This window comes from Pseudomonas sp. GL93 (assembly GCF_003408955.1).
Taxonomy (GTDB): domain Bacteria; phylum Pseudomonadota; class Gammaproteobacteria; order Pseudomonadales; family Pseudomonadaceae; genus Aquipseudomonas; species Aquipseudomonas paracarnis.
The window spans coordinates 1-24,340 of record NZ_NKRF01000062.1 but is presented as its reverse complement, the minus strand read 5'-3'; the positions used below and the strand labels follow the sequence as shown (position 1 = coordinate 24,340).

Annotated in this window: 18 protein-coding genes and 1 pseudogene; 6 read left to right on the top strand and 13 right to left on the bottom strand. The window is 60.3% G+C overall.

Annotated elements, in window-relative coordinates; all coding sequences use genetic code 11:
• Nucleotides 1-114: 114 nt before the first annotated feature.
• Complete coding sequence (gene antC, locus CER19_RS10850; RefSeq protein WP_116666420.1) at nt 115-1,122, top strand: anthranilate 1,2-dioxygenase electron transfer component AntC; 1,008 nt, start codon at nt 115-117, stop codon at nt 1,120-1,122.
• A gap of 71 nt (nt 1,123-1,193) precedes the next feature.
• Nucleotides 1,194-2,594 carry an amino acid permease gene (locus tag CER19_RS10845; protein ID WP_044274391.1) on the top strand — a complete coding sequence of 467 codons (1,401 nt, stop codon included), beginning with the start codon at nt 1,194-1,196 and terminating at the stop codon, nt 2,592-2,594.
• A 142-nt stretch (nt 2,595-2,736) separates the two neighbouring features.
• On the opposite strand, the gene kynA is transcribed toward CER19_RS10845, so the two are convergent.
• Both kynA and kynB read right to left on the bottom strand, forming a co-directional pair.
• On the bottom strand, nt 2,737-3,609 hold the full coding sequence (kynA, locus tag CER19_RS10840; protein WP_116666419.1) for a tryptophan 2,3-dioxygenase: 873 nt from the start codon (nt 3,607-3,609) through the stop codon (nt 2,737-2,739).
• The gene (kynB, locus tag CER19_RS10835; RefSeq protein ID WP_116666418.1) at nt 3,606-4,256 is read right to left on the bottom strand and encodes an arylformamidase; all 651 of its coding nucleotides are present in this window, start codon (nt 4,254-4,256) and stop codon (nt 3,606-3,608) included. Before kynB ends, kynA begins: the two co-directional genes overlap by 4 nt.
• Nucleotides 4,257-4,620: 364 nt before the next feature.
• On the opposite strand from kynB, the gene CER19_RS10830 reads away from it, so the two are divergent.
• Complete coding sequence (locus CER19_RS10830) at nt 4,621-4,965, top strand: cupin domain-containing protein (protein WP_003230905.1); 345 nt, start codon at nt 4,621-4,623, stop codon at nt 4,963-4,965.
• A 109-nt stretch (nt 4,966-5,074) separates the two neighbouring features.
• Here the strand turns inward: CER19_RS10830 and mmsB are convergent, their stop codons facing one another.
• The gene (gene mmsB, locus CER19_RS10825; protein WP_116666417.1) at nt 5,075-5,962 is read right to left on the bottom strand and encodes a 3-hydroxyisobutyrate dehydrogenase; all 888 of its coding nucleotides are present in this window, start codon (nt 5,960-5,962) and stop codon (nt 5,075-5,077) included.
• Between the two features lie 15 nt (nt 5,963-5,977).
• A complete protein-coding gene (locus CER19_RS10820) occupies nt 5,978-7,495 on the bottom strand; it encodes a CoA-acylating methylmalonate-semialdehyde dehydrogenase (protein ID WP_116666416.1) in 1,518 nt (505 codons plus the stop codon).
• 133 nt (nt 7,496-7,628) lie between these two features.
• On the opposite strand from CER19_RS10820, the gene CER19_RS10815 reads away from it, so the two are divergent.
• The gene (locus CER19_RS10815) at nt 7,629-8,576 is read left to right on the top strand and encodes a LysR family transcriptional regulator (RefSeq protein ID WP_116666415.1); all 948 of its coding nucleotides are present in this window, start codon (nt 7,629-7,631) and stop codon (nt 8,574-8,576) included.
• Between the two features lie 331 nt (nt 8,577-8,907).
• A complete protein-coding gene (locus tag CER19_RS10810) occupies nt 8,908-9,198 on the top strand; it encodes a DUF3077 domain-containing protein (protein ID WP_116666414.1) in 291 nt (96 codons plus the stop codon).
• Between the two features lie 45 nt (nt 9,199-9,243).
• Here CER19_RS10810 and CER19_RS10805 read toward each other — a convergent pair whose 3' ends face one another.
• From CER19_RS10805 to CER19_RS10795, 3 genes are read right to left on the bottom strand one after another with little or no spacing between them, the layout of a single operon-like run.
• Nucleotides 9,244-10,191 carry a LysR substrate-binding domain-containing protein gene (locus tag CER19_RS10805; protein WP_116666413.1) on the bottom strand — a complete coding sequence of 316 codons (948 nt, stop codon included), beginning with the start codon at nt 10,189-10,191 and terminating at the stop codon, nt 9,244-9,246.
• On the bottom strand, nt 10,191-11,039 hold the full coding sequence (locus CER19_RS10800; RefSeq protein ID WP_116666412.1) for an EamA family transporter: 849 nt from the start codon (nt 11,037-11,039) through the stop codon (nt 10,191-10,193). The genes CER19_RS10805 and CER19_RS10800 overlap by 1 nt, the downstream gene beginning before the upstream one ends.
• A 53-nt stretch (nt 11,040-11,092) precedes the next feature.
• Nucleotides 11,093-12,040 (bottom strand): TauD/TfdA family dioxygenase, encoded by a 948-nt coding sequence (locus CER19_RS10795; RefSeq protein WP_116666411.1) that lies wholly within the window; start codon nt 12,038-12,040, stop codon nt 11,093-11,095.
• 198 nt (nt 12,041-12,238) lie between these two features.
• Between CER19_RS10795 and CER19_RS10790 the strand changes: the two are divergent.
• Nucleotides 12,239-12,364 (top strand): annotated as a pseudogene (locus CER19_RS10790) (DUF3077 domain-containing protein); the annotation flags it as partial.
• Between the two features lie 147 nt (nt 12,365-12,511).
• Here the strand turns inward: CER19_RS10790 and CER19_RS10780 are convergent.
• From CER19_RS10780 to recC, 6 genes are all read right to left on the bottom strand, one after another.
• On the bottom strand, nt 12,512-13,000 hold the full coding sequence (locus CER19_RS10780; RefSeq protein WP_105228468.1) for an OmpA family protein: 489 nt from the start codon (nt 12,998-13,000) through the stop codon (nt 12,512-12,514).
• A gap of 5 nt (nt 13,001-13,005) precedes the next feature.
• Entirely contained in the window at nt 13,006-14,268 is a 1,263-nt protein-coding gene (locus tag CER19_RS10775) for a diguanylate cyclase domain-containing protein (protein ID WP_034128793.1), read from the bottom strand.
• A complete protein-coding gene (locus CER19_RS10770) occupies nt 14,265-14,831 on the bottom strand; it encodes a YfiR family protein (protein WP_116666410.1) in 567 nt (188 codons plus the stop codon). The genes CER19_RS10775 and CER19_RS10770 overlap by 4 nt, the downstream gene beginning before the upstream one ends.
• Nucleotides 14,832-14,977: 146 nt before the next feature.
• Nucleotides 14,978-17,041 carry an exodeoxyribonuclease V subunit alpha gene (gene recD / locus CER19_RS10765; protein ID WP_116666409.1) on the bottom strand — a complete coding sequence of 688 codons (2,064 nt, stop codon included), beginning with the start codon at nt 17,039-17,041 and terminating at the stop codon, nt 14,978-14,980.
• Entirely contained in the window at nt 17,038-20,709 is a 3,672-nt protein-coding gene (gene recB / locus CER19_RS10760) for an exodeoxyribonuclease V subunit beta (RefSeq protein ID WP_116666408.1), read from the bottom strand. The genes recD and recB overlap by 4 nt, the downstream gene beginning before the upstream one ends.
• Nucleotides 20,706-24,158, bottom strand: a complete 3,453-nt coding sequence (recC, locus tag CER19_RS10755) for an exodeoxyribonuclease V subunit gamma (protein WP_116666407.1) — start codon at nt 24,156-24,158, stop codon at nt 20,706-20,708. Before recC ends, recB begins: the two co-directional genes overlap by 4 nt.
• Nucleotides 24,159-24,340 lie beyond the last annotated feature (182 nt).

The window sequence follows — 24,340 nt, the reverse complement described above, 5'->3', positions numbered from 1 at the left end:
CTCCCGCTGGGCTGCGAAGCGGCCCCAAAAGCTTGGGAGCGCTGCGCACTCCAGCGGGAGCAAGCTCCCTCGCCACAGGTTATGCACCAGCAATACACGCGTGGAGTTTCGTGAATGAATCACAAAGTGGCCTTCAGTTTTGCCGATGGCAAAACCCTGTTCTTCCCGGTGGGCGCCCATGAAATCCTGTTGGATGCCGCGCTGCGCAACGGTATCAAGATCCCGCTCGATTGCCGCGAAGGCGTGTGCGGAACCTGCCAGGGGCGCTGTGAGTCCGGCGAGTACACCCAGGACTACGTCGACGAGGAAGCCCTATCCAGCCTCGACCTGCAACAACGCAAGATGCTCAGTTGCCAGACCCGGGTGAAGTCCGATGCCACCTTTTATTTCGACTTTGATTCGAGCCTGTGCAACGCCGCCGGGCCCGTGCAGGTACGCGGCACGGTGAGCGCGGTGCAGCAGGTGTCGACCAGCACCGCCATCTTGCAGGTGCACCTGGCCCAGCCACTGGACTTTTTGCCTGGCCAATACGCGCGTCTGTCGGTGCCCGGCACCGACAGTTGGCGCTCCTACTCCTTCGCCAATCGGCCGGGTAACCAACTGCAGTTCCTGGTGCGCCTGCTGCCCGATGGAGTAATGAGCAACTACCTGCGTGAACGCTGCCAGGTGGGTGATGAAATGCTGATGGAGGCGCCCTTGGGTGCGTTTTATCTGCGGCACGTCACCCAACCACTGGTACTGGTGGCGGGCGGCACCGGGTTGTCGGCATTGCTGGGCATGCTCGACGAGCTGGCCGTCAACGGCTGCACGCAACCTGTGCATCTGTATTACGGCGTGCGCGGCGCCGAAGATTTATGTGAAGCGGCGCGTATCCACGCCTACGCGGCAAAAATCCCGAACTTTCGCTACACCGAAGTGCTGAGCGATGCCTCAGCCGAGTGGACGGGCAAACGCGGCTACCTCACCGAGCATTTCGACCTGGCCGAATTGCGGGACAGATCGGCGGATATGTACGTGTGCGGTCCCCCTCCAATGGTCGAATCCATTCAACAATGGCTGGTGGATCAGGCACTTGATGGCGTTCAACTGTATTACGAAAAGTTTACGCAGAGTAATATCTGACCCTCAGCAGTTCTGAGGGGCCGATGCGGCGTGCAATCACCCTTGAGAAAAACAAGTAGAAGGGAATGTTAATGGCGGATGACATGGTAAACCCGGTGGGCCTCAAGCGAGGCCTGAAAAACCGGCACATTCAGCTGATCGCCTTGGGAGGCGCGATTGGTACAGGCTTGTTCCTCGGCTCGGCCGGGGTACTCAAGTCGGCGGGGCCGTCGATGATCCTGGGCTATGCAGTGGCCGGGTTTATCGCGTTCCTGATCATGCGCCAGCTCGGCGAGATGATCGTCGAAGAGCCGGTGGCCGGGTCCTTCAGCCACTTCGCACATAAATACTGGGGCGGTTACGCGGGCTTCCTGGCGGGCTGGAACTATTGGGTGCTCTACGTGCTGGTGGGCATGGCCGAACTGACGGCGGTGGGAAAGTACATCCAGTTCTGGTGGCCGGAGATTCCAACCTGGGTCAGCGCGCTAGTGTTCTTCGTCGCGGTGAACCTGATCAACACCCTGAACGTGAAGTTCTTCGGTGAAGCCGAATTCTGGTTTGCGATCATCAAGGTGGTGGCGATTGTCGGCATGATCGTGCTCGGCTGCTACCTGCTGTTCAGCGGCACTGGCGGCCCGCAAGCGTCGGTCAGCAACCTGTGGAGCCACGGCGGGTTCTTCCCCAACGGCGGCATGGGACTGCTGATGTCCATGGCCTTCATCATGTTCTCGTTCGGTGGCCTGGAGCTGGTTGGCATCACCGCCGCCGAGGCCAGCGAACCGCGCAAGGTGATCCCCAAGGCGATCAATCAGGTGGTGTACCGCATCCTGATTTTCTACGTCGGCGCGCTGACCGTGCTGTTGTCGCTGTACCCGTGGGATCAATTGCTGCAAACCCTCGGCGCGTCGGGCGATGCCTACAGCGGCAGCCCGTTTGTGCAGATTTTCTCGCTGATCGGCAACGACACCGCCGCCCACATCCTCAACTTCGTGGTGCTGACCGCGGCGTTGTCGGTGTACAACAGCGGCGTGTACTGCAACAGCCGCATGCTGTTTGGCCTGGCCGAACAAGGTGACGCGCCCAAGGCGCTGATGAAGCTCAACAAACAAGGTGTGCCGCTGCGGGCCCTGGCGATTTCGGCGTTGGTGACCATGCTGTGCGTGGTGGTCAACTACGTAGCGCCGCACAGTGCGCTGGAGTTGCTGTTCGCGCTGGTGGTTGCTTCGTTGATGATCAACTGGGCATTGATCAGCCTGACCCACATCAAGTTCCGCAAGGCCATGGGCGAGCAAGGCGTGACGCCGTCGTTCAAGACCTTCTGGTTCCCGTTCAGCAACTACCTGTGCCTGGCGTTCATGGTGATGATCATTGGCGTGATGCTGGCGATTCCTGGGATTCGCGAGTCGGTGTATGCGATGCCGGTGTGGGTGGGGATTATCTACATCGCCTATCGGTTTCGGATCAGAAACGGGAAAGTTGCCGTGGCGCAGTAACCTCTGTGGGAGCGGGCTTGCTCGCGAATGCGGAGTGTCAGCTACCCATCCGTTGACTGAACTACCGCATCCGCGAGCAGGCCCGCTCCCACATTTTGGATTGCGTTCCAAATGAAAGCCCCGGTAATCCGGGGCTTTTTGTTTAGAGCGTGGAACGTACGCGCCACAGTTCGGGGAATAGCACCGTATCGAGCATCTTGCGCAGGTACCCCACGCCTTCAGTGCCGCCAGTACCCGGCTGGAAGCCGATGATGCGCTCCACCGTGGTGACATGCCGGAAGCGCCACTGGCGGAACGAATCTTCCAGGTCGATAAACTTCTCGGCCAACTGATACAAATCCCAGTAACGGCTCGGGTCGCGATACACCTCGCGCCAGGCAGCTTCCACCGATTCATCGTGCACCGTGGCTGCGGTCGGGTCGCGCTCGGCGCGTTTGGGATCAATCGCCAACCCCGCCTTGACCATCAGGTTTACGGCCTCGTCATACAGCGAGGGCGTGGCGATCGCCACCTGCAATTGCTGCAGCAACTCCGGGCGATGGGCATGGGGCCGCAGCAGCGCCGGGCTTTTGTTGCCGAGGATGAATTCGATCTCGCGGTACTGGAACGACTGGAACCCCGACGACTGCCCCAGGAACGGGCGAATCGCCTTGTACTCCGACGGCGTCATGGTCGCCAGCACCGCCCAGGCGTGCACCAGTTGATCGAAGATCCGCGACACCCGCGCCAGCATCTTGAATGCTGGGGGCAGCTCACCCAGGCGCACATGTTCGCGGGCGGCCTTGAGTTCGTGGAGCATCAGCTTCATCCACAGCTCCGAGGTCTGGTGCTGGATGATGAAGAGCATTTCGTTGTGGTCCGGCGACAGCGGATGCTGGGCGCTGAGGACTTTGCCCAGGTCCAGGTAGTCGCCATAGCTCATGGACTCGGAAAAATTCAGTTCGGCGTTATGCCATTCTTCCGGGGCTTGGTTATCGGCAGGCTTATAGTCTGGAGAGAAAGGACATTGGCTCATCGCGTGGGCTCCTTGAGCGGGCGGAGAATGGCGCGCACGGGGCTCGCGTCCAGGTTGGCGAAGCGCAGCGGCAGCGCGATCAATTCATAGTCGCCCTCCGGTACGTCATCGAGCACTATACCTTCGAGGATCGCCATGCCATGGCGGGCCACGGCGTTGTGCGAATCCATGGTCTTGGACTGTTGCGGGTCCAGGGACGGCGTGTCGATACCGATCAGGCGCACACCCAGGCCGGCGAGCAGCTCAATGGTTTGCGGGGCGATGGCCGTGAAGTTCGAATCCCATTCAGTCAGTGGCGCTTGTGGATAAGTACGCAACAGCACGCGCTCCGGCACGTTATCCACACGCCCTTGCAACTGATGGGGCTGCACCAGAGCGCCGCTGCCCAGGCAATGCAATACCCGGCATGGGCCCATGTACACATCCAGCGACACCTCGCCAATCGGCGCGCCATCAGCGCTGTAATGCAGCGGCGCATCCACATGGGCACCCGTGTGCGGCGACAGGGTCACGCGCCCCACATTCACCGGGCACTCCGGGCCGAACTGCCACACACGCTCTTCCTGGAACGGTGTATCGCCCGGCCAGGTCGGGGTGGCCGTGCTCAAGGGCGGGCTGATATCCCACCACGTTTTTATTGGGTTCATTGCAAGGCTCTCACTCGTTACTGAGGTGAATGATACGAGGGAGGGGTGTGAATTTTCTTGCGAATTCTGGCGCGACACGGGAAATCTTTCGCAGTTACTGCGAGGAAACATCGGTTTGATGCACAGATCTGTCGCTCAGATACGCCACAACCTTCTGTGGGAGCCTGGCTTGCCAGCGATAGCGGAGTGTCAGGCAAGGGAGATGCTCGCTGTGCCACCGTCATCGCGGGCAAGCCCGGCTCCCACAGGGGACTGCGGTGTTCACGTGTCTGCGCTTCTGGGCATCCCAATGTCGAGTTCAGACCATCTGCGCAACGCCCAAGGCCTTAGGGTGCATCTTTCCCTTCCCTGCCTCGGAGTCAACATGTCCAAGCCCATCACCGTACTGCGCGACACCCACCCACTGCCGGTCCTGGATGCCTGTAAATGGGAAAAGCTCGAAGGCGACCCGCACACCGTCAACCTCAACGCCTACACCAGCGAAGACGGCAGCAAGATCATGGGCACTTGGATCTGCACGCCGGGCAAGTGGTACGTGGAATACGTGAAGTGGGAATACTGCCATTTCCAGGAAGGCTACTGCGTGATCACGCCTGAAGGCATGGAGCCGATTCATCTGCGCGCTGGCGATATCTTTGTGGTAGAGCCTGGGATGAAGGGGACGTGGGAAGTGGTCGAGACGGTGCGTAAGTATTTTGTGTTTGCCTGAGCTGCCAAACCTGTGGCGAGGGAGCTTGCTCCCGCTGGGGCGCGTAGCGGCCCCAAAAGATGGGACTGCTGCGCGGTCCAGCGGGAGCAAGCTCCCTCGCCACAGTTATTTATTTGGGCTTGCGATAGCTGTTGATGATCGCCGAGAAGTCTTTACCGCCCTCCCCGCGCTGGCTCATCGACTGGTACAACTGCTGGGCCACCGCGCCGAGGATCACCGGCTGATGCGCCTGGCGTGCGGCTTCTGTGGCCAGGCCCAAATCCTTGAGCATCAGGTCGGCGCCGAAGCCACCGGTATAGCCGCGCGATGACGGTGCGGTTTCGATCACGCCCGGCCACGGGTTGTAAGTGTCGGAACTCCAGCAACGCCCGGTGGAGCTGTTGATAATGCCCGCCAGCACTTGCGTATCAATGCCGAGCGCATCGCCCAGGGCCATGGCCTCACTGACGCCGACCATGCTGATACCCAACAACAGGTTGTTGCAGATCTTGGCGATTTGCCCGGTGCCGACATCACCACAGTGCACGATGTTGCGGCCCATCTGCGCCAGCACCGGTTGCAGGGTAGCGAATAATTCCGGGTTGGCGCCGACCATAAAGGTCAGCGTCCCGGCCTGGGCGCCGCCGGTGCCACCGGAGACCGGCGCATCGGCCACGGCCACGCCTTGTTTCGCTGCCACAGCCGCTACATCACGGATGGTTTGCGGGTCGATGGTGCTGCAATCCACGGCGGGGATGCCTTTGCCGATGCTGGCGAGTACGCCGTCTTCATTCAGCCACACGCTGCGCACATGGGCCGCTGCCGGCAGCATGGTAATCACCAGTTCGGCGCCTTGGGCCGCATCACGTGGTGAGCTGCTGATGGTGCCGCCCAGTTCAGCGAGTTCCTTGAGTACGGCCTGGTTCAGGTCGAACAGATTCAGCGCGTGGCCAGCCTTGATCAAGTTGCGGGCCATGGGCGCACCCATGTTGCCCAGGCCGATAAATGCAATCTTCATGGTCGTCTCCCAGGTTCAGCGCAGGTTGATGGTGGTGTTGACGCCATCGTTGACCGTGTCATCGTCGAACCAGCGGCTGGTGACGGTTTTGGTCTGAGTGTAGAACTGCACCACTTGCTTGCCGTATGGGCCCAAGTCGCCAAGCTTGGAACCGCGCGAGCCGGTGAAGCTGAAGAACGGCACCGGCACCGGGATCGGAATGTTGATGCCGACCTGGCCCACATCGATTTCGCTCTGGAATTTACGCGCCGCCGCCCCGCTCTGGGTGAACAGGCCCGTGCCGTTGCCGAACGGGTTGGCGTTGACCAGGGCGATGGCTTGATCGAGGGTGTCGACTTCCAGCACCACCAGCACTGGGCCGAAGATCTCCTCGGTGTAAATGCGCATGTCGGTGGTCACGCCCGAGAACAGGGTGGGGCCGACAAAGTTGCCTTGCTCAAAGCCCGGCACCTTGATGTCGCGGCCGTCCAGTTCCAGCTTGGCGCCTTCTTTCACGCCGCTTTCGATCAGCTCCAGGATACGTGCCTTGGCGCGCTTGGAGATCACCGGGCCGACATCCGTGCCGGCTTCGCTGCCTGCATTGACCTTGAGCTTTTGTGCCAGCGCCTTGAGGTCTGGCAGCCACTGCTTGGCCGCGCCCACCAACACCACCACCGAGGTGGCCATGCAACGCTGGCCCGCCGCGCCGAAACCGGCACCGACCAGGGCATTGAGGGTGTGTTCACGGTTGGCATCCGGCAGCACCACGGCATGGTTCTTGGCGCCCATCATCGATTGGACGCGTTTGCCGTGCTTGCCGGCCAGGTCATAGACATGGGTGCCGACGGCCGTCGAGCCGACGAAGGACACCGCCTTGATGTCTTTGTGAGTGCACAGTGCATCCACCACGTCCTTGCCGCCATGCACCACGTTGAGCACGCCGGCCGGTACGCCGGCTTCCAGCGCCAGCTCCACCAGCAGCATGGTCGACAGCGGGTCCTGCTCGGAAGGTTTGAGGACGAAGGTGTTACCGCAGGCAATCGCCATCGGGAACATCCACAGCGGAATCATCGCCGGGAAGTTGAACGGGGTGATGCCTGCGCATACGCCGATAGGCTGGCGCAGGGTGTAGGTATCCACGCCGCCGGCCACGTTCTCGGCGAACTCGCCCATTTGCAGGGTGCCGATGGAACAGGCGTGTTCGACCACTTCCAGTCCACGGAAAATATCGCCCTCGGCATCGGCAATGGTCTTGCCCTGCTCGGCGCTGAGGACTACAGCAATGCGCTTGGAATGTTCGCGGATCAAGGCTTGCAGCTTGAGCATAATGCGCATGCGCGCGCCGATCGGCGTCAGCTTCCAGGTCTGGAAGGCGCGGTGGGCGGCGTCGATGGCGGCGTTGACTTCATCGGCGGTGGCGAACGGGACTTTGGCCAGCACTTGCTGGGTGGCGGGGTTGACGATGTCTTGCCACTCGGTGGTCTTGGACTCGACCCACTCGCCGTTGATCAGCAACTTGACCTGTTGCACGGAAATATCGGCAGATGCGTTCATGTGGTCTCCAGAATCTTGTCGTTATGCAGAGAACCAAGGCGTTGAATCGCCTTGAAGAATGAGGCGTTCGGACTGTTTTTGGAGTATAGATGTGCAAATCTCTAATAAGAACGCACATAAAAGCCGGTCCAATATGCAAAAAAACATCACCTCCCTGGGCGCCCTGAACTGGGATGACCTGAAGTTTTTCCTCGAAGTAGCCCGCACCCGCAAGGCCAGCGTGGCCGCCAAGCGCCTGGCGGTGGACTACACCACCGTGTCGCGGCGCATCAGTTCACTGGAAGTGTCGCTCGGTACCTTGCTGTTTGAAAAATCCCGGACCAACGGCTTCGTGCTCACCACCGAGGGCCAGCGTTTGCTCGGCTACGCGGAGTCCATCGAAAGCACCCTGCACATGGCCTGCGAACAAGTATCCGGCTCCGGCGTGGCACTTTCCGGCCATGTGCGCATGGGCTGCACCGAAGGTTTCGGCAGCTTCTTCGTCACCCCACAGCTAAGCCATTTCGTCGACACGTATCCTGCGATCTCGGTAGACATCCTGCCCCTGCCCCACTTCATCAGCCTGTCCAAGCGCGAAGCCGACATCGTCATCGCCCTGGAGCGCCCGGAACACGGGCCATATGTGTGCTGCAAACTGTGCGACTACAAATTGCAGTTGTACGCCACCCAGGACTACCTCGACCAACACCCGCCAATCCGCAAACCTGCGGATTTGGCCGAGCATCCGTTTATCAGCTACGTGGATGACCTGGCCTTCAGCTCGGAGCTGCTGTACCTGGCCAACGTCGTGCCCGGCGCCAGCGCCAGCCTGCGCAGTACCAGCGTGATTGCGCAGTACGTGGCGGCACAGCAAGGGCGGTCGATGGCGATATTGCCGTGCTTTCTGGCGGCGCAGGATCCGCGCTTGTTGCCGGTGCTGGGGGAGCAGATTGCGATTACGCGGCAGTTCTGGATGTATTGCCGGGAGGATTTACGCAAGTTGAAGCGGATTACGTTGTTGTGGGATTACATCAGGGGGGTGACGGAGCAGAATCAGGGGTTGTTGATGGGGGAGACGCGGGAGATCAGGTTTGCGGATTAAAGCGCCATCAACGACGATTCGCTTTAAATTGCAGGACGTTTCCTAGAGAATCCTTGGCCTATTGCGCCATAGGATTTGAGTGTCTAGCCTCCTCGGGTCGCTGCAAAACAGCGGCTGGGTTTAGCGACCCGAGAAACGTAGGTTCAACGCCCTAAATCACCCTGGCTGGCCATTTTTGCTCGCATTATCGTGTTATGGCGGCTGTGCGCGGGAGACCTTCGGGTCTACCGGGTTCCTAGGTTACCGGTTCGCTAACCCGCGTACAGCTGCCACCTTTCCATGTTTAGCGACATGCCGTGGCGGTTTCTACTTATTAACCTAAGGAAAAACCATGTCCAAGATCGTCCCCGATCCACCGCTTTCCTCCATCATCACCCTCGGTGTCGTCACCTTCGGCGATTACGGCGAAAACCAAAAACCACTGTTCCGCGTTAATTCCGGCATGCCGATTGAGGAAGCATTGGAACACGCCTCCACCCTGCTTTTTTACTCCAAGAAACTCGCGATGGAAGCCGCCATGGATGTACGCGGCGAGCAATACGCATGGGCTGCGCATTATCTGTGTGAGATGGGCAAGGCAGTGGTGGATGACTTAACGCAGGCGATGACGCCGAGCCGTTAAGCGAATACCGTTCGAATGCGGGAGGAGCCTTGCTCCTTCCCACATTTAAACCGCGCCAGCCCCGGCAATTTGCGGATACCGAACCCGAACTTCGCGCAGAAACTCACCCGCACTGCTCTTGAGCCATTCAATCAGCCGAGCAATATCCGGCTCCGACTGACGCCCGTTTCGACAAATGATGTAGTAAGCCGCTGGAGACATCATCACGGGACTATTCAACGCAACTAAAGCACCACCGTCCAGTTGGTCATACACTAATGCAGTCCTGCCCAGCGCTATCCCCCCACCCTTCACCGCCAGACTAATCGCCAGACTCGAATCCGGAAATCTCGGCCCATGGTGATAAGGCGGCGCCGCCAGCCCCTGAAACGCAAACCAACTTTCCCATCCCGGACACACCTGATCGTCCACCCGATGAATCAGCGGATTGCGGGCGACATCCTCCAGCGCAATATCACCCTTCAACCGCAGAAACTCCGGCGAACAAACGGGGAACACCGCATCGCGCATCAGTAATTCGACATGATGATCCGGGTAGTCGCCGTACCCCATCACCACCGCGACATCGTATTGATGAGCCTCCAGGCTGGCGCGGTTCATGTCGGCGCTGGTCAACACCAGATCTAGATTGAAAGAGGCCTCAGTGTGAGAACCGTGCATCCTGGGGATCAGCCATGTCGAACAGAGAGAAGACGTGCATGAGAGGTACAGCGGTTGGGATTTACCGGGGTTGAGTGAATGCAGCACCCCATCCAGCGATTTGAAGAAACCATCGGTAACCGGCAACAAAGCCTGCCCTGCCACCGTCAGTTTGACGCCACGCGAGTGCCGCTCAAACAACGACACGCCCCACCACTCCTCCAAGCCAGCAATTTGATGGCTAATAGCGCTGGCAGTGAGGTTAAGCTCAGACGCTGCGCGCGCAAAGCTACCGGTTTGCGCTGCGCAGACGAACGCTTGAAGCATAGGTGTAGGGGGCGGACGCTGGGCCATCAGGTGCTCACTTTGATCAAGATGATCCCGCAAACAATGACGAACGCCGAAAGCATCCGTCGCCAACCGAACCGTTCATGAAAGAACAGCGCGGCAATAATGGCGCCGATAATAACACTGGTTTCCCGCAGAGCTGAGACCTTGGCCACCGCGTCCAGCGACAACGCAAACAACACCAATCCGTAAGACGCCAGGTAAAAAACACCGCCTAATAGTCCGACTCGCCAATGCCCACGTATCGCACGAGCCAAGGCTGAACGCTCTTTGGAAAACGCCAGCATCGGGATCGGAATACTTTGGAACACTGTCAGGTAGATGATGTACTGCAGCACCGTCTCACTGGCTCTTACACCTTTGGCATCCACCACCGTGTAAGACGCAATAAACGCACCGGCGCACACCGCCATCAGGATCGGCTTGAACATCTGCGCCGTCATCCTGCGCACAAAGGTCAGGCTGATAATCCCCACACAAATCAGCAACACTCCCGTCAACGCCTGGAATGACAACTGTTCATGCAGCAGAAAGTAAGAAAACAGCGCGACCAGTACGGGTGGCACCCCACGCATCACCGGGTAAACCTGACCGAAATCACCCGTTTCGTACGCTTTGATCAGAAATAGCCGATAGACCGTGTTGAGCACCACGGAGACGAGTATGTAGCCCCATACCTCTAGGCTAGGCACACTGACAAACGGCAACGCCAGCAGGCATATCACGAGCGCAGTGCCATCGACCATGGCCAAGGTCATGAAGCGACTGCTACCGGCGCGGACTACGGCATTCCAAGTGGCGTGCATAAAGGCAGAGATCAAGACCAGCGTGATCGCGATATCGGAATTTTCCATGGGGCTCGGCTTATGGCGGATATGGGAGGACTTACGTTATGAACACGAATGCATCATTGTTTGCGTAACCACATCCGTAGCATATAACGATTCAGATCACTCAAAGGCTCAGCATCATTGATCTCGGAGCGTGGAGCATTCATATCAATGAAGTGCGTGCGAGTATGGAGAAATTTATTATCGGCCGAAATAAGCACTTGCCCTGGCTCCAGCAGTACTCGATGCTGAACTGATGACTGATCGAGAACAGTATCCAGAAAGTCCAGCGCCTGGGTTTGAGCCACGGTTAAAGGCACTCCTGCCTTAAGGTGAGCTGACTCAATGTAGACTCGAAAGTACCTGATCAGTGGAATACCTTCACTGGAAAAGCTCAGGATGGGGGCTTTAAACAGTTGCTCATCCTCTGACATGCCGCGATTCTCAAAAAAGAAGTCGCATTTGAGCGCTTCCAATACCTCTGGGAACGCCATCAGTTCCGCGTATACCGCACTTGCATCAATGAGAATGCTCTCACCTCCTAAAAGTGCTTTCTGTCCGCAGGCCAAGATCAAGTAATCAATAGGCAGCGGGTCGCTCACCCCATCGTTGTGTACGTAGGCGCCTTGACGGGTTTGATGGTATCTCGCACCTTCCTCAATGCTTTTGCCGCCGCGGTCATAAACCTCAATCACTTTGTGACCAAGATGGTTTTGTACCATTGGCACACCAAGTAAAGAACCGAATGTCCATACCAGAGATTTGAAATTTGAAAGGTTATCCACCTTAAAGCCATCAAGAATCAAGACATGACTTTCATGATCGATCATGCTTCGTATTCTATTTAGTTCCGCACTCAGGATGGTTAATTGTAGAGGGTTTATATAGGCAGACTTGGTATCGAATCGAACATCCGGACTTTCAGACTCGAACAACTCTCTTGCACTCACCAGCTCATCAAACGCAGCTTTTGAAAGCCTGACTGTAGATACTTCCTGGCGAAAATTACTGACATTTATATTCATCGCAATCCCTTACGGTAGTTAGTTAGAGCGTCCATTTAACTAAGCCCACCACTTGCGAAAAAGCGAAAGCTCATCAGCCTAGGCATCAAAAATCGTCATGACAGGCCTTTCCTACGGAGAAAACACCTGATGGCGGTTAGTGGGGTTTGGTCAAGGCGCATCAACTCAGACGGCGCTTGGAATACGCCCCCACCCCGCTTTTTCTCAAAGAAACTCGCCATGGATGTACGCGGCGAGCAATACGCATGGGCTGTGCATTATCTGTGTGAGATGGGCAAGGCAGTGGTGGATGACTTAACGCAGGCGATGACGCCGAGCCGTTAAGCGAATACACCGCAAAATAAATGTGGGAGCGGGCTTGCTCGCGAAAGCGGTGGGTCAGTCAGCCTGGCCGTTACTGATACACCGCTTTCGCGAGCAAGCCCGCTCCCACAGGTTGAATGCATTTCAGGTTAGGACGGGCGACCTGCCTTAGTCCGCGATCACCACAATCGACACCCTTCGATTCTCGGTTCGGCCCGCCGTGGTCGTATTCGGCGCCACCGGTTCGCTGCTGCCCAGGCCGCGCAGTTGGATGTTTTCTTCTTTCATTCCCACGCGGGTCAGCACCTTGCCCACGCTTTTGGCGCGGCGCAGGGACAGGGCCACGTTGTAGGGTTCTTTGCCCGAGGCATCGGTGTGGCCGTCGACACGTACGCGCTCAATGCCGGCGCCAACCAGGGCGCTACCGATGCGTTCGACGATGTCGGTGCTGGGTTTGTTGAGGGTTTCGACGTCGCTGCCAAACAGCACTTTGCCAGACAGGCCGAAGGCCCAGCCTTCATCGGTCAGCTCGAAGCCTTGTTGTTTGAGCACAGCGACTTGCGCCGGGGTCAGGCCTTTGGGTGGCGTCTGGCAGCCGCTGAGGGCCAGGAAGGCGACGAGTAAAGAAATAAATAAAACGCGTGTGTTAGCGAACAAGGGAATCAACTCCTGTGTTGAACGTTGGCGACGGGGTGCTCCGACTCCGCCGTTTGCTGGCCGCCCGAGGACAATCGTTTGGCCTGGTACATCGCCGCGTCGGCGGCGTTGAGCAAGGTCCCAGGCGTGGCACCATGCTCGGGATAAATCGCAATGCCGATACTGAGGGAGGTCAACACCTGGGTGTCTCCAGGCAGTGGAATCGGCATGTCCATGCTGGCAATGATTTTGTCGGCGATACGCTGGGCGTCTTCGGCCTTGTGCAGGGGCGCCAGCAATACCGCAAATTCATCACCGCCCAGGCGCGCCACCAGGTCGTCCTCGCGCAGTTGCGCCCGCACGCGGTCGGCAACGGCCACCAGCACGGCATCGCCAGCGGCGTGACCGAAGCTGTCGTTGATGTCTTTGAAGCGGTCGCTGTCAAGGAACAGCACCGCCACCCGCTCGTTGACCTTGGCCGCGCTGCGCAAGGCGCGGATCAGCCGGCCTTCGAAGAACGCGCGGTTGGGCAGGCCGGTGAGGCTGTCGTGGCTGGCCTGGTGGGCAAGGGTTTCGTTTTCGCTTTGCAAGTGGCTCTGCCAGGCCTCCATCTCGCCGAGCAGGGCGTTGAAGTCGCTGCCCAGGCTGTCGAGTTCGGCGATCTGCGCCGAGGGTACGCGGCGGTCGAAGTCTCGCTCGCTGCGGGCGGCGTGGGCAACAGCCGCCAGGCGCTGCAGTGGCACGGTGATACCATTTAACAGACGCCGCGACAGATGCAACGCCACCCAGGCGCTGAGGGCGGTGCAGATCAGAATCCCGATCAAGCCACTGAGCAAGAAGCGCAACAGACTGCCACCGTGGCCGACCAAATGGATGCTGCCGACGGTCTGCCCTTGGCGCAGGATCGGCTGGCTGATGGGCTGTTCGAGCAGGGCGTGCGCTATTTGCAGCTCGACCCGTGACAACATGCCGGTTTCCGGGCGAACCCAGCGCGCCAGCAGCTTGCCGTTGATATCGAATACTTCTGCCTGGGCCACTTCTTCGGTGGAGGCAATCAGGCTCAGGGCTTCGGTGGCCGCCGCACTGTCGTTGAACACCACGGCCGCTTCCACGGTGTAGTTGATCGAGCGGGCGATCAGGTGCAGGTTGTGCTCGGCGTAAACCCGCAGGGCAAGCACGCCCAGCAGGGTCAGCGACACACTGGCCAGGGTCACAGCTACCAGCGCCAGGATCATATGCCCGCGGGCAATCACCGAACGCAGGGTCGGCCGCACCTTATCGCGACTCATGAGCCAGGCGCTCGACGACGGGACAACTGCAACACACTGGGATGGATGCGCACGCCGCTACGGGCGACGGAATCCAGATTGACCTCGAACGACACCTGCTCATCGCTGACGCGCAGGCAGAACAGGCTGCCTACTGTGCATTGGTCGCCGCCTTCGCTGATGCTGAGTACCGGGTGGCCGATCAATGAGGTAAACAGGCGGTTGCGTTCGTCGGGGGTGATCTTGCCGATGTAGACGGCGTCGCAGGCATTGACGATATCCGGATGATCGACCAGCAGGCGCCGCACCAGCACCGGACGACCGGTGGCCTGGGTGGTGCCTTTGACCAAGTCATCGGTGTACTGAGTCGGCCCGACAATGCACAGCCGCAATTGCGCTGGCTCCACCGGCCATCGCGCATAGCTGAGGATACCCAGGACGACCTGGGTGACCGCCTGGGCGCGCTGCTCGGCGAGGCTCGGCGTCTGCGCCCAAACACGCGGCACGAGCAGGCACAGAACCGCCACCAGCAACATCCGTCTCCAGCTCAAACTGCGCTCTGTGGGCGAGACAGCCACGTTCATGCAGCACTTCTCTCAGGTATTTTCCAGGGTGATGCCGCAACGATAGCACAGCGGCGGTAAACCCCATGCCGCACAGCTGGTACGGGGCTTACTATTTTTTCAGAAAAATCAGACATCTGAATCAGAAATATTTCATGACCTATCAGTCAGTTCTCAGGTGCGGCGCCCAACTCCAGCATCAACCCACTCAAACGCTTGACCTTGCGCCGTACCGCCTCCTCAAACACCCCACCGCGGGGCTCGATCAAGCTGAACCAGCGCTTGGCGCGGGTAATACCGGTATAGATCAACTCTTTGGTCAGCACCGGGTTCAAAGCGTCCGGAAGGATCAGCGCCGTATGGGTGAACTCCGAGCCCTGGGATTTGTGCACAGTCATCGCATACACGGTTTCAACATCATTCAAGCGGCTGGGCAGCACAAAACGTACGCCGCCCTGGCCATCGTTACGTGGGAAGGCCACCCGCAGCACGTGGGGGCCGCCCTCGCTTTCGGGCAATTTCAGCGCGAGGCCGATGTCGCCGTTCATCAGGCCAAGGCCATAGTCATTGCGGGTCATCAGTACCGGGCGGCCTTCATACCACTGCTCGTCACCTTCAATCAGGCGTACCTTGCGCAGCGCCGCAGTGATGCGCAGGTTGAGCCCTTCGACGCCCCAAGGGCCTTTTCGCACGGCGCAAAGCAGCTGAAACGCGTCGAAGGCGTGCAGCAATTGCTGCGCCCAATCGGTCCAGGCGGGATCGTCACGCGGGGTGTCGGCACAGGGGCGTGCCGATTGCAGCAGGTTCAGGTAGTAGCGGTAACCCTGGGCGCCATCGCCCTGCCCGTCCAGGACCAAGCGCTCAAGGGCGTGGTCATGTTCGCCCTTGAGGCTGACGCAGAACAGGTCGTCGTGACGGCCTGCGGCTATTAGTTGGCGGGCCTCTTCGGCGTTTTGCTGGTTGACCCAACGCGCCAGTTGGCCAATGCCGCTGCCCTCACCGAAGCGGCGCGAATAGCGCAGCATCACCACTTGCTGGGCCAGGGGATGGCTGCCATCGAGGTCTTCTTGCAAGCCGCTGCTGCTGAGGTCTTCACCGCTGACGGCTTGCAGCCAGTGGCGAGTCTGCGCGCTGTACCAGCCAGCTTCGGCATCGCGGCACAAATCGCCGAGTACGGCCCCCGCTTCTACCGAGGCCAGTTGGTCCTTGTCGCCCAGCAATACCAGGCGTGCGTGGGGCGGCAAGGCGTCGAGCAGGTTGGCCATCATTTCCAAGTCGATCATCGAGGCTTCGTCCACCACCAGCACATCCAAGGGCAACGGGTTGCCCAGGTGATGACGGAAGTGCCGGGTGCCCGGACGGCTGCCCAACAAACGGTGGACCGTGGTGACCTGGGTCGGGATTTTTTCCCGCACGTTGTCGGGTACTGTCAGTGACAGCACTTGCTGGCTGATGGATTCGGTCAGGCGAGCAGCGGCTTTACCAGTGGGCGCGGCCAGGCGAATGCGCAACGGGCTGCCGGATTCCACGGCGGGCGCCTGCAACAGCGCGAGCAGGCGCACCACGGTGGTGGTTTTACCGGTGCCGGGGCCGCCGGTGACGATGCTGAAGGCGCCACGGGTCGCCAGGGCGCAGGCGAGCTTTTGCCAGTCAATCACCCCATCGGGCGCCGGTTGGTCGAACAAGCGATTGAGACGTTGCGGCAGATCGGCGGCGGCCTCTTCCACGCTGGCAAGGCGCAGGCGCAGGGCGCGGTCGATACGCCGCTCGTAGGTCCAGTAGCGGCGCAGGTACAGGCGCTTGCCGGACAACACCAACGGGCGGCTGCGGGCCTCCTCGCTGCCATCGACGGCCAGCGCGACCAACGGGCTTGAAGCCAGGGCATGGCACCAATGCGCGCCATCCAGGCCGTGCAGCAACTGCGAGGGTAGCAGCATGGCGTCGGTGTGCAGGTCGCCTTCGGGCGGCAATGACAGGGCGAAATCCGGCGCCTTGAGGGTTTCGAACACATCCAGGCAGACGTGGCCATGGCCCAGTTGATGGCTGGTCAAGGCCGCCGCCAGCAGCACTAGGGGATCGGCCTTTGGGTCCAGCTCGTACAGGAAGCCGACGAAGGCTTTGTCCAAGGCCCTCAGCCAACCCCGCTCGACCCAACGCGCAAGCAACTGCAGCAGGTCGGCGGCACGATCGAGGGGCAAAAGCGCCTCCAGCGGTAACGGCGACAGGCTCATAACAACACTCCTTGTTCCCAGGCGGGCTCAACCTTGGGTGGGATGAGCTTGCCCTGGAACAACAGGTCCAGGCTTTCGATCAACTCACGGGGCGGCCGGGTGAAATACGCCCCCTGGCTCACCGATTGGCTACCGCGCAGGAATAGATACAGGGCACCGCCGACGTGCTGGTCATAATCGTAATGTGGCAGGCGCGCCTTGAGTTGGCGGTGCAGGGCCAGCAGGTAAAGTACGTATTGCAGGTCGTACCGATGCTCGAGGATCGAGTGTTCCATGGCGTCCTGGGTGTAGGCCGAGTCGTCAGGGCCGAGCCAATTGGATTTGTAGTCCGCCACGTAGTAACGGCCATCGTGCTCGAACGTCAGGTCGATAAAGCCTTTGAACATGCCGTTGAGCAGCACCGGTTCGGCGGCCACGCGGGACACGCCGCCATGGGTGTGCTGGCACACCAGTTTGTCGAGGGCGAGTACGTCGACGGTGTGACTGGCAAACCAGAATTCCATCTCGATCTGGTACTGCTGCAGGCCGCTGAGGGTGAAGCGCTCGTTGTACAGGGGCAATGGCGTTTGCAACAGATGCTCCAGCCAGCCGCTGAGGGTGACGATCCAGCCTTCCCAGTTGCGGCGGTTACAGCGTGCGCCCACGGTTTTTTCGATGGCCTCGGGCGTCACGTTGAACCCTTCTTCCCCGGCCCATTCCAACAAGCCGTGAAGGAAGGTGCCTGGGTTAGGGCCGCGTGGGAAACGGTGAATATCCCCGCCGGAGGCGACAGTTTCCCGAGGGGCATCGGGGTCGAGGCGTTCGTCATCGAACAGCTTCTGGGCCTGTGGGCTTTCGGGGGCTTCGAGGTTGGCGGCGCTCATGCTGTCACCAATACGCAAGGCGCTGTAGGAGGCAATCCACCAGTTTTCCGCGGCCTTGCGCTCAGGCAGCAATGGCGCGAGCAGGGTCGCTTGATTGCGCGGCGGGTGGAACAGGATGTCTTGGGCGTCCGGCACATGGTCATAACCGATGGCCGCGCAGCCTTGCTGCAAGTCCAGCAACCAGCGCGCCAGACCCGCTGATTCGCTCAACGACGCGCCGGCACCGAGCAAATAGCCCAATGCAGACAGGTGCAAGACCGAGCTGCTGTTATTGCCGCGCTTGAGGTCGGCGATGCCCAGCCAGCAGGCGTGTTTGGCGCGGGTCAAGGCCACGTAGAACAAACGCAGGTCTTCGGCCAGGCGCTCGTCGTCGGCTTGGGCGATCAACTCGGCCGTGGGTCGCAGGCTGACGTGGGACTTGCCCTGCTCATCGTGGTAATGCAGCGGCAAGCGACTGCCATCTACGGGCTTGGCCGAACAGATGAACGGCAAGAACACCAAGTCGTATTCCAGGCCCTTGGATTTGTGGATGGTCACCACTTTGACCAATTGCTCGTCGCTTTCCAGGCGCAGGATCTGTTCTTCACCGGCCTGCCCCGACAGCGCCAGATGCTCGGCCAAATGACGGATCAACGCCTGCTCACCATCCAGTTCCGACGCGGCCTGTTGCAACAATTCACTGAGGTGCAACAGGTTGGTCAGCACCCGCTCGCCATCACTGCGGGCGATGAGGGTTTGCGGCAGCTTGAAGTCGTGGAGCAGGCGACGCAGCATCGGCAACACGCCTTGGGTACGCCAGATGGCGCGGTAGCCACGAAACTGCATCACCCGCGATTCCCACGCCAGTTCGTCCTGATTCAGACGCTCCAGCTCCGACAGGGACAGGTTCAGGGTGACGCAGGCCAGGGCGGCACGCAGCGGGCGTTCGACATCAGGTTCGGCGCAAGCCTTCAACCAGGCCAACAGGTCATGGGCTTCCTGGGCGGCAAACACCGAGTCTTTATCCGACAGGTACACACTGCGCACGCCACGGCTGGCCAGTTGCGCCCGTACGGCTTGGGCTTCCTTGCCATCGCGCACGAGGATGGCGATGTCTGACGGCAACACGCCCTTGAGGGAGCCCTCTTTTACAAAGCCCGCAGTGCCTTGCTGCCCACCATTGAGCAGCGCAACGATTTGCGTGGCGCAGGCGGCGGCCAGGTGTTGACGGTAAACCGCGTTGGAAATCGGCTGGTCGGTGGGCAGGTGCCAAAGGTTCATGGCCGGCAGCGTGTGGCCGTCGACCTGCAACTGCTCGCGGCGGCCTTGGGACAGTACTGAATGGAACGGCACCGGGTTATCGCCATCGGGCTGGCGAAACAGGAACGCACCACGGCCGGTTTCCGCACGCTGGAACACATGGTTCACCGCCTCGACCATCGCATGGCTGGAGCGGAAGTTGGTGCCCAGGGTGTGATGGCGGCCGGTGGTGGCCTGCCGGGCGCGCAGATAGGTATAGATGTCGGCGCCGCGAAAGGCGTAGATCGCCTGCTTCGGGTCGCCGATCAGGAACAGGCCGCTGTCGAGGTGGTTTTCCTCAATGCGGTAGATGCTGTCGAAGATGCTGTATTGCACCGGGTCGGTGTCCTGGAACTCATCGATCAGCGCCACCGGGAATTGCTCGCGGATCACACTGCCCAGGCGCTCGCCACCGTCTGCCTGAAGGGCGGCGTTGAGGCGGATCAGCATGTCGTCAAACCCCATCTCGGCGCGGCGACGTTTCTCTTCTTCGAAGCGTTTGCCGACCCAGCCGGCAGCGTGTTGCAGCACCGCCGCGTCGGGCGTTGGCAAGGCGTCGAGGCTGGCTTTGAGGCTGGCCATGGCTTCGATGCCAGGGTGCTGCGGCGGCTCGCCTTTCCAGGCTTCGGCCATGCCATCGGGCGTCAGGCGGCTGAAGCCGGTGCCGATGTCCAGTTGTTCCAGGGTTTCATCAGCGGCCCAGGCGCTGATCTTTTCGAACCAGGGCTCGAAGTAGCGCGCTTGCATCTTGCGCCCATCGACCGCTTTGGCGGCGACAGCTTGCAGGCAGATATCCCGCAGCTCGGCAGCCCATTGTTGCCAGGGTGCCTTGAGGGCAACTAGCGCGGCACGGCGTTCTTGCAGGCAGGCGGTGATCAGTTCGGCTGGCTCGCGAGTTTCGTCGGTGGGCCGCTCGCTGCCGAACAACGCACGCACCCGTGGCATCAGCGCCGCGGGGCCGCCCCAATGATTGCGCACCCAGTTGAGCGCATCGTCGTGCATTGGGTAGCAGAACAATCGCCAGTAGTCGCGCAGCACTTCGCCCAGCAGGTCGCTATGGTCAGTTTCCAGGGTTTGTGTGAACAGGCTGCCGCTGTCGAACGCGTGTTCGCGCAGCATGCGCTGGCACCAACTGTGGATCGTCGAAACCGCCGCTTCATCCATCCATTGCGCGGCGATGTCCAGGCGATTGGCACAGGCGGGCCATTGCTGCGGATCATATTGTTCGCGCAGGTCGGCGATCAGCGCATCGGGCTGTTCGATTTCGTCACGGAAAAAGCGCGCAGCTTCGGCCAGGCGGATGCGGATACGTTCACGCAGCTCCTTGGTGGCGGCGTCGGTAAACGTCACGACGAGGATTTGCGGTGGCAGCAGTTCGCGGCCGAAACCGGATTCATCACCGCCGTGGCCGAGCACCAGGCGCAGGTACAAGGCGGAGATGGTGAAGGTCTTGCCGGTGCCGGCACTGGCTTCAATCAACTGGCTGCCTTTGAGCGGGAACGCCAGGGCCAAGGGTTTGCCGATCATGCGCCGACCTCCGTGCTGGAAAGCGATCGCCAGGGGGCATTGATCAGCGGGCGATACAGGGTTTCGCACCAGCCTTCGAATTCTTCACTGGCGACCAGGGCCGCGTAGTCTGGAAATTGCCGCGTAAGGGCAGGCGTTTCGCGGCGTTCTCCGTCTGTAGTGATGCCATCGCCTTCATAGGCTTTGCTCGCTGCCGCTTGGGCCTTGGCAGGGTCGGTCTGGCCGAGCCAGGCGAAGGCGGTTTTGACTGCGACCGGTAGCGGCGCGCTCATTCCCGCGTGCCAGGCCAACAGCAGGTTACCGAGGATGTCCTCGGCGCCTGCCTTGTCCAGTGGGGCCAACAACAAGGTGTCGTCACTGGCTACCAGGCCGGTGCTCAAGGGCAGGCCACAGGCGCAGGCCACCACGTGATTGACCCAGGGGCGGATGAGGCGGTGCCACTTACGTGTCTTGATCGAACCAATACTGTTGGGGATGGTGGTGACGCTTAACAGTCCGCCATCACCGCGTCGGTGCAGGCCGCTGATCCAACCTTCCAGCTGGATGCCTTGGTACGCAAAGCTGATCGGTTCAGCGCCGGTATGCGGGGTGGGCCACAGCGCCAGAAGGTGCTGATAGCGTTGCACCAGGTCCGGCAACGGCTCGATCAACTCGTTACGCAGGCATTCACCGAAACCGACCATCGGCAGCAGGCCGCTGCCTTGCAGGCGCAGGGCCTGGGCGTCGAGCGCCTGATCGAGTTGATCGGGTTGGGTGAGTGCCGCGTTCAGCAGGCTGTCGCTTAAGCTGTAGCGTTGCAATGCGTCCAGCACGAACGGTTCTTCGTCGGCCAGGGGCACTTCGGCGGCTTCAAAGAATACTTTCAGGCGCTGGCTGAAGAAGTGCTTGACCGGGTTGCGTAGGAAGTCCTGTAACTGGCCAAGGCTCAGGGGTTCTTCCTGTTGGTGAGGGGCCAAGCCTTGCTCTTGGGTGATGACCGCCGGTGCCTGATGCAGCAATTGCCATTCGCGGGCATAGCTGAACAGCGAATCGCCTTCGTGGAAATAGCGGGCGCTGAAAGGTTGCAGTGGGTGTTCCTGGGTCATTGCGTCGATCAGCGGCTGATCGTTGCTGGCGTGCTCCCAACCACTGGCAAGATGATCGCGCAGTTGGCCGATCAGCACCGAGGCCGGGCGATCGCTGTTGTCACGGATGCTGCGGCCCACCCAACTGATATACAGCTGGTCGCGGGCTGACAGCAGCGCTTCGAGCAGTAAGTAGCGGTCGTCTTCGCGGCGAGAACGGTCGCCGGGGCGGTAATCGCTGCCCATCAGGTCAAAATCCAGGGGTGGCTGGGCCCGCGGGTAGTCGCCGTCGTTCATGCCCAGCAGGCAAACCAGCTTGAACGGGATCGCACGCATGGGCATGAGCGTACAGAAATTGACCGCTCCTGCCAGGAAGCGTTGGGACAGGCGCCCCTGATCCAATCCGGCCAGCCATGCCTCACGTACTACCGTAAGGGGTAACTCGTCTTGCAAGCCGACGGACTCGCAGGTTTCCAGCCAGGTTTCTCTTAATTGTTCGAGCTGGCCCAGCAAGTAGTCATCGTGCTCACTGCTGGGCAGGAAAAACAGCTGCATCAACCGTTGTAGACGCTCGCCCCAGGTTCGTGGCGACGCGGGTTCCGATAACGCTTGATGGGCATCGCTCAAGGCGTCAAGCAAGGCGACCAGTGGGCCGATCAAGGCCGCATCGAGGCCACCGATTTCGTCATAAGGCTCAATACCCTCGCAGGCCGTGCCAGTGCCGACGGCATAGCCCAGCAGCATGCGGCGCAGGCCGAATCGCCAACTATTTTGCTCCAGCTCCGTGGGCAGGCCTAAACCGGCGCGTTGCTCGGCATTCAGGCCCCAGCGGATGCCGGCGCCTTCGATCCAGCGATGCAAGGTGGGCAGGTCACGCTCTTTGATGGCGAAGCGTTCGCGCAGGGCCGGGACGTCGAGCAGGTCGAGGATTTCGCTGACAGGGAAGCGGCTGTCGGGAAGTTTGAGCAGGTGCTCGACGGCGATCAACAGCGGGTCGCGGCCGCGTTGGCCTTGGTCTGTGAGGGTGAAGGGGATGAAGCGTGGATCATGCCGTTCGAGCTGGCCGAAGACCGCGCGAATATGCGGTGCGTAGCTGTCGACGTCGGGGACCATGACGATGATATCCCGAGGGCGCAAGGTGGGGTCGGCGCTGAAACGATGAAGTAATTGGTCGTGGAGGATTTCCACTTCGCGCTGGGCGCTGTGGGCGATATGGAAACGGATCGAAGTATCACGTTGCAAGTCGACAGCGGGCCAGAGCTCACGGGTTTCATTCAACGGGCGCAGTTCGAGGATATCGTCCTGGAGTTGGTTGAGCAGCGTGGTGGGTTCGCTGTCGCTGAACAGGTCGATACGACCGTCGCGGAATGCCGCACGGTAGCTGTTGGGGTCATCGTAGCTGTCCAACAGACTGATGTAATCACGGCCCTGCTTGCCCCAGGCAGCGAGCAGCGGATGGGCGTGCTGATGCAAGGTTTGTGGGTCGATAGTGACGGGCATGCCCGCCTTGCGCGCCTGGCGTTTGTATTCGTTACGCAGCAAGTCCTTGTCGGCGACGATGTCCGACCAATGATGGCGGCAGGGGTTATGCACGCAGAGCAGGACTTGACTGAAACGAGCCAGGCCCGCCAAGGCTTCCAGCGCCTGGGCCGGCAGCGATGAGATGCCGAAGACGATCACCCGGGGAGGCAAGCCGGGCGGTGCTTGTTCAAGGCTGTTGATGCGCTCGATGAAGCGCTGATGAACGCCCGCTCGGCTTTCGGCCATGCCCGCCTCACCCACATCCAGCAGCAGCGCGCGCCATAGCTCGGCTTGCCAGCAGTTGGCTGGGTTGAGAGGTTTTGACTCGCCTCGACCATTGCGCAGTTGGTGCCGGCCTGCGGCCCAATCTTCCAGCCAGTCCGCACGGTAAACCTGGTATTGGTCGAACAAGTCAGCCAGGCGCTCGGCGAGTTGGTAGCGTTTGCGCAGGTCAGTATCTTGAGTCAGGAAGCGTTGCAGAGGCTCGAAGTGCGGTTGGTCGATCAGCTCGGGTAACAGACGCATGAGGCGCCAGGTCAGCGGGGCTTTATCAAGCAGGGACTTGGGCGGGATTTCGTCACGGCCCAAAACCATACGATAAAGCTGCCACATAAAGCTGCCAGGCAGTTGCACGTCGATGGCTGCGGCAATGCCACAGCCGCCCATGTCATCGGCTTCCGAGTCTTCGGCCAAGGCCAGCTTGAGCCATTGGGCGATGCCGTTGCTTTGTACCAGGGCGATTTCGTTTTCCAAAGGCGCCAGTGGGTAACGGCGCATCCAACTGACCACCAGGCTTCGCAGCTCATCCAGGCGGTTGCCATGAACCACCATGAATCCAGGACTGAGGGGCGTGGCGTCCGGCATAACGGCTTCCTTGGGAAAAGCAAAATCGAGGGGTGGACTTTAGCACTGTGGTGCACGGGGCGAACACAAAGCGAACAAGTGCCCGGGGGCAAGGTGGACACTTTTCGAGCGCCCAAAACAAAACCCCAACTGCTTTCGCAATTGGGGGTTCGGAATTTAATCTTGACGATGACCTACTCTCA

What these genes read in the sequence shown, in the direction of transcription:
- antC (WP_116666420.1), top strand. Translation starts at nt 115, where the DNA reads ATGAATCACAAAGTGGCCTTCAGTTTTGCCGATGGCAAAACCCTGTTC.
- CER19_RS10845 (WP_044274391.1), top strand. Translation starts at nt 1,194, where the DNA reads ATGGCGGATGACATGGTAAACCCGGTGGGCCTCAAGCGAGGCCTGAAA.
- kynA (WP_116666419.1), bottom strand. Translation starts at nt 3,609, where the DNA reads ATGAGCCAATGTCCTTTCTCTCCAGACTATAAGCCTGCCGATAACCAA.
- kynB (WP_116666418.1), bottom strand. Translation starts at nt 4,256, where the DNA reads ATGAACCCAATAAAAACGTGGTGGGATATCAGCCCGCCCTTGAGCACG.
- CER19_RS10830 (WP_003230905.1), top strand. Translation starts at nt 4,621, where the DNA reads ATGTCCAAGCCCATCACCGTACTGCGCGACACCCACCCACTGCCGGTC.
- mmsB (WP_116666417.1), bottom strand. Translation starts at nt 5,962, where the DNA reads ATGAAGATTGCATTTATCGGCCTGGGCAACATGGGTGCGCCCATGGCC.
- CER19_RS10820 (WP_116666416.1), bottom strand. Translation starts at nt 7,495, where the DNA reads ATGAACGCATCTGCCGATATTTCCGTGCAACAGGTCAAGTTGCTGATC.
- CER19_RS10815 (WP_116666415.1), top strand. Translation starts at nt 7,629, where the DNA reads ATGCAAAAAAACATCACCTCCCTGGGCGCCCTGAACTGGGATGACCTG.
- CER19_RS10810 (WP_116666414.1), top strand. Translation starts at nt 8,908, where the DNA reads ATGTCCAAGATCGTCCCCGATCCACCGCTTTCCTCCATCATCACCCTC.
- CER19_RS10805 (WP_116666413.1), bottom strand. Translation starts at nt 10,191, where the DNA reads ATGGCCCAGCGTCCGCCCCCTACACCTATGCTTCAAGCGTTCGTCTGC.
- CER19_RS10800 (WP_116666412.1), bottom strand. Translation starts at nt 11,039, where the DNA reads ATGGAAAATTCCGATATCGCGATCACGCTGGTCTTGATCTCTGCCTTT.
- CER19_RS10795 (WP_116666411.1), bottom strand. Translation starts at nt 12,040, where the DNA reads ATGAATATAAATGTCAGTAATTTTCGCCAGGAAGTATCTACAGTCAGG.
- CER19_RS10775 (WP_034128793.1), bottom strand. Translation starts at nt 14,268, where the DNA reads ATGAGTCGCGATAAGGTGCGGCCGACCCTGCGTTCGGTGATTGCCCGC.
- CER19_RS10770 (WP_116666410.1), bottom strand. Translation starts at nt 14,831, where the DNA reads ATGAACGTGGCTGTCTCGCCCACAGAGCGCAGTTTGAGCTGGAGACGG.
- recD (WP_116666409.1), bottom strand. Translation starts at nt 17,041, where the DNA reads ATGAGCCTGTCGCCGTTACCGCTGGAGGCGCTTTTGCCCCTCGATCGT.
- recB (WP_116666408.1), bottom strand. Translation starts at nt 20,709, where the DNA reads ATGATCGGCAAACCCTTGGCCCTGGCGTTCCCGCTCAAAGGCAGCCAG.
- recC (WP_116666407.1), bottom strand. Translation starts at nt 24,158, where the DNA reads ATGCCGGACGCCACGCCCCTCAGTCCTGGATTCATGGTGGTTCATGGC.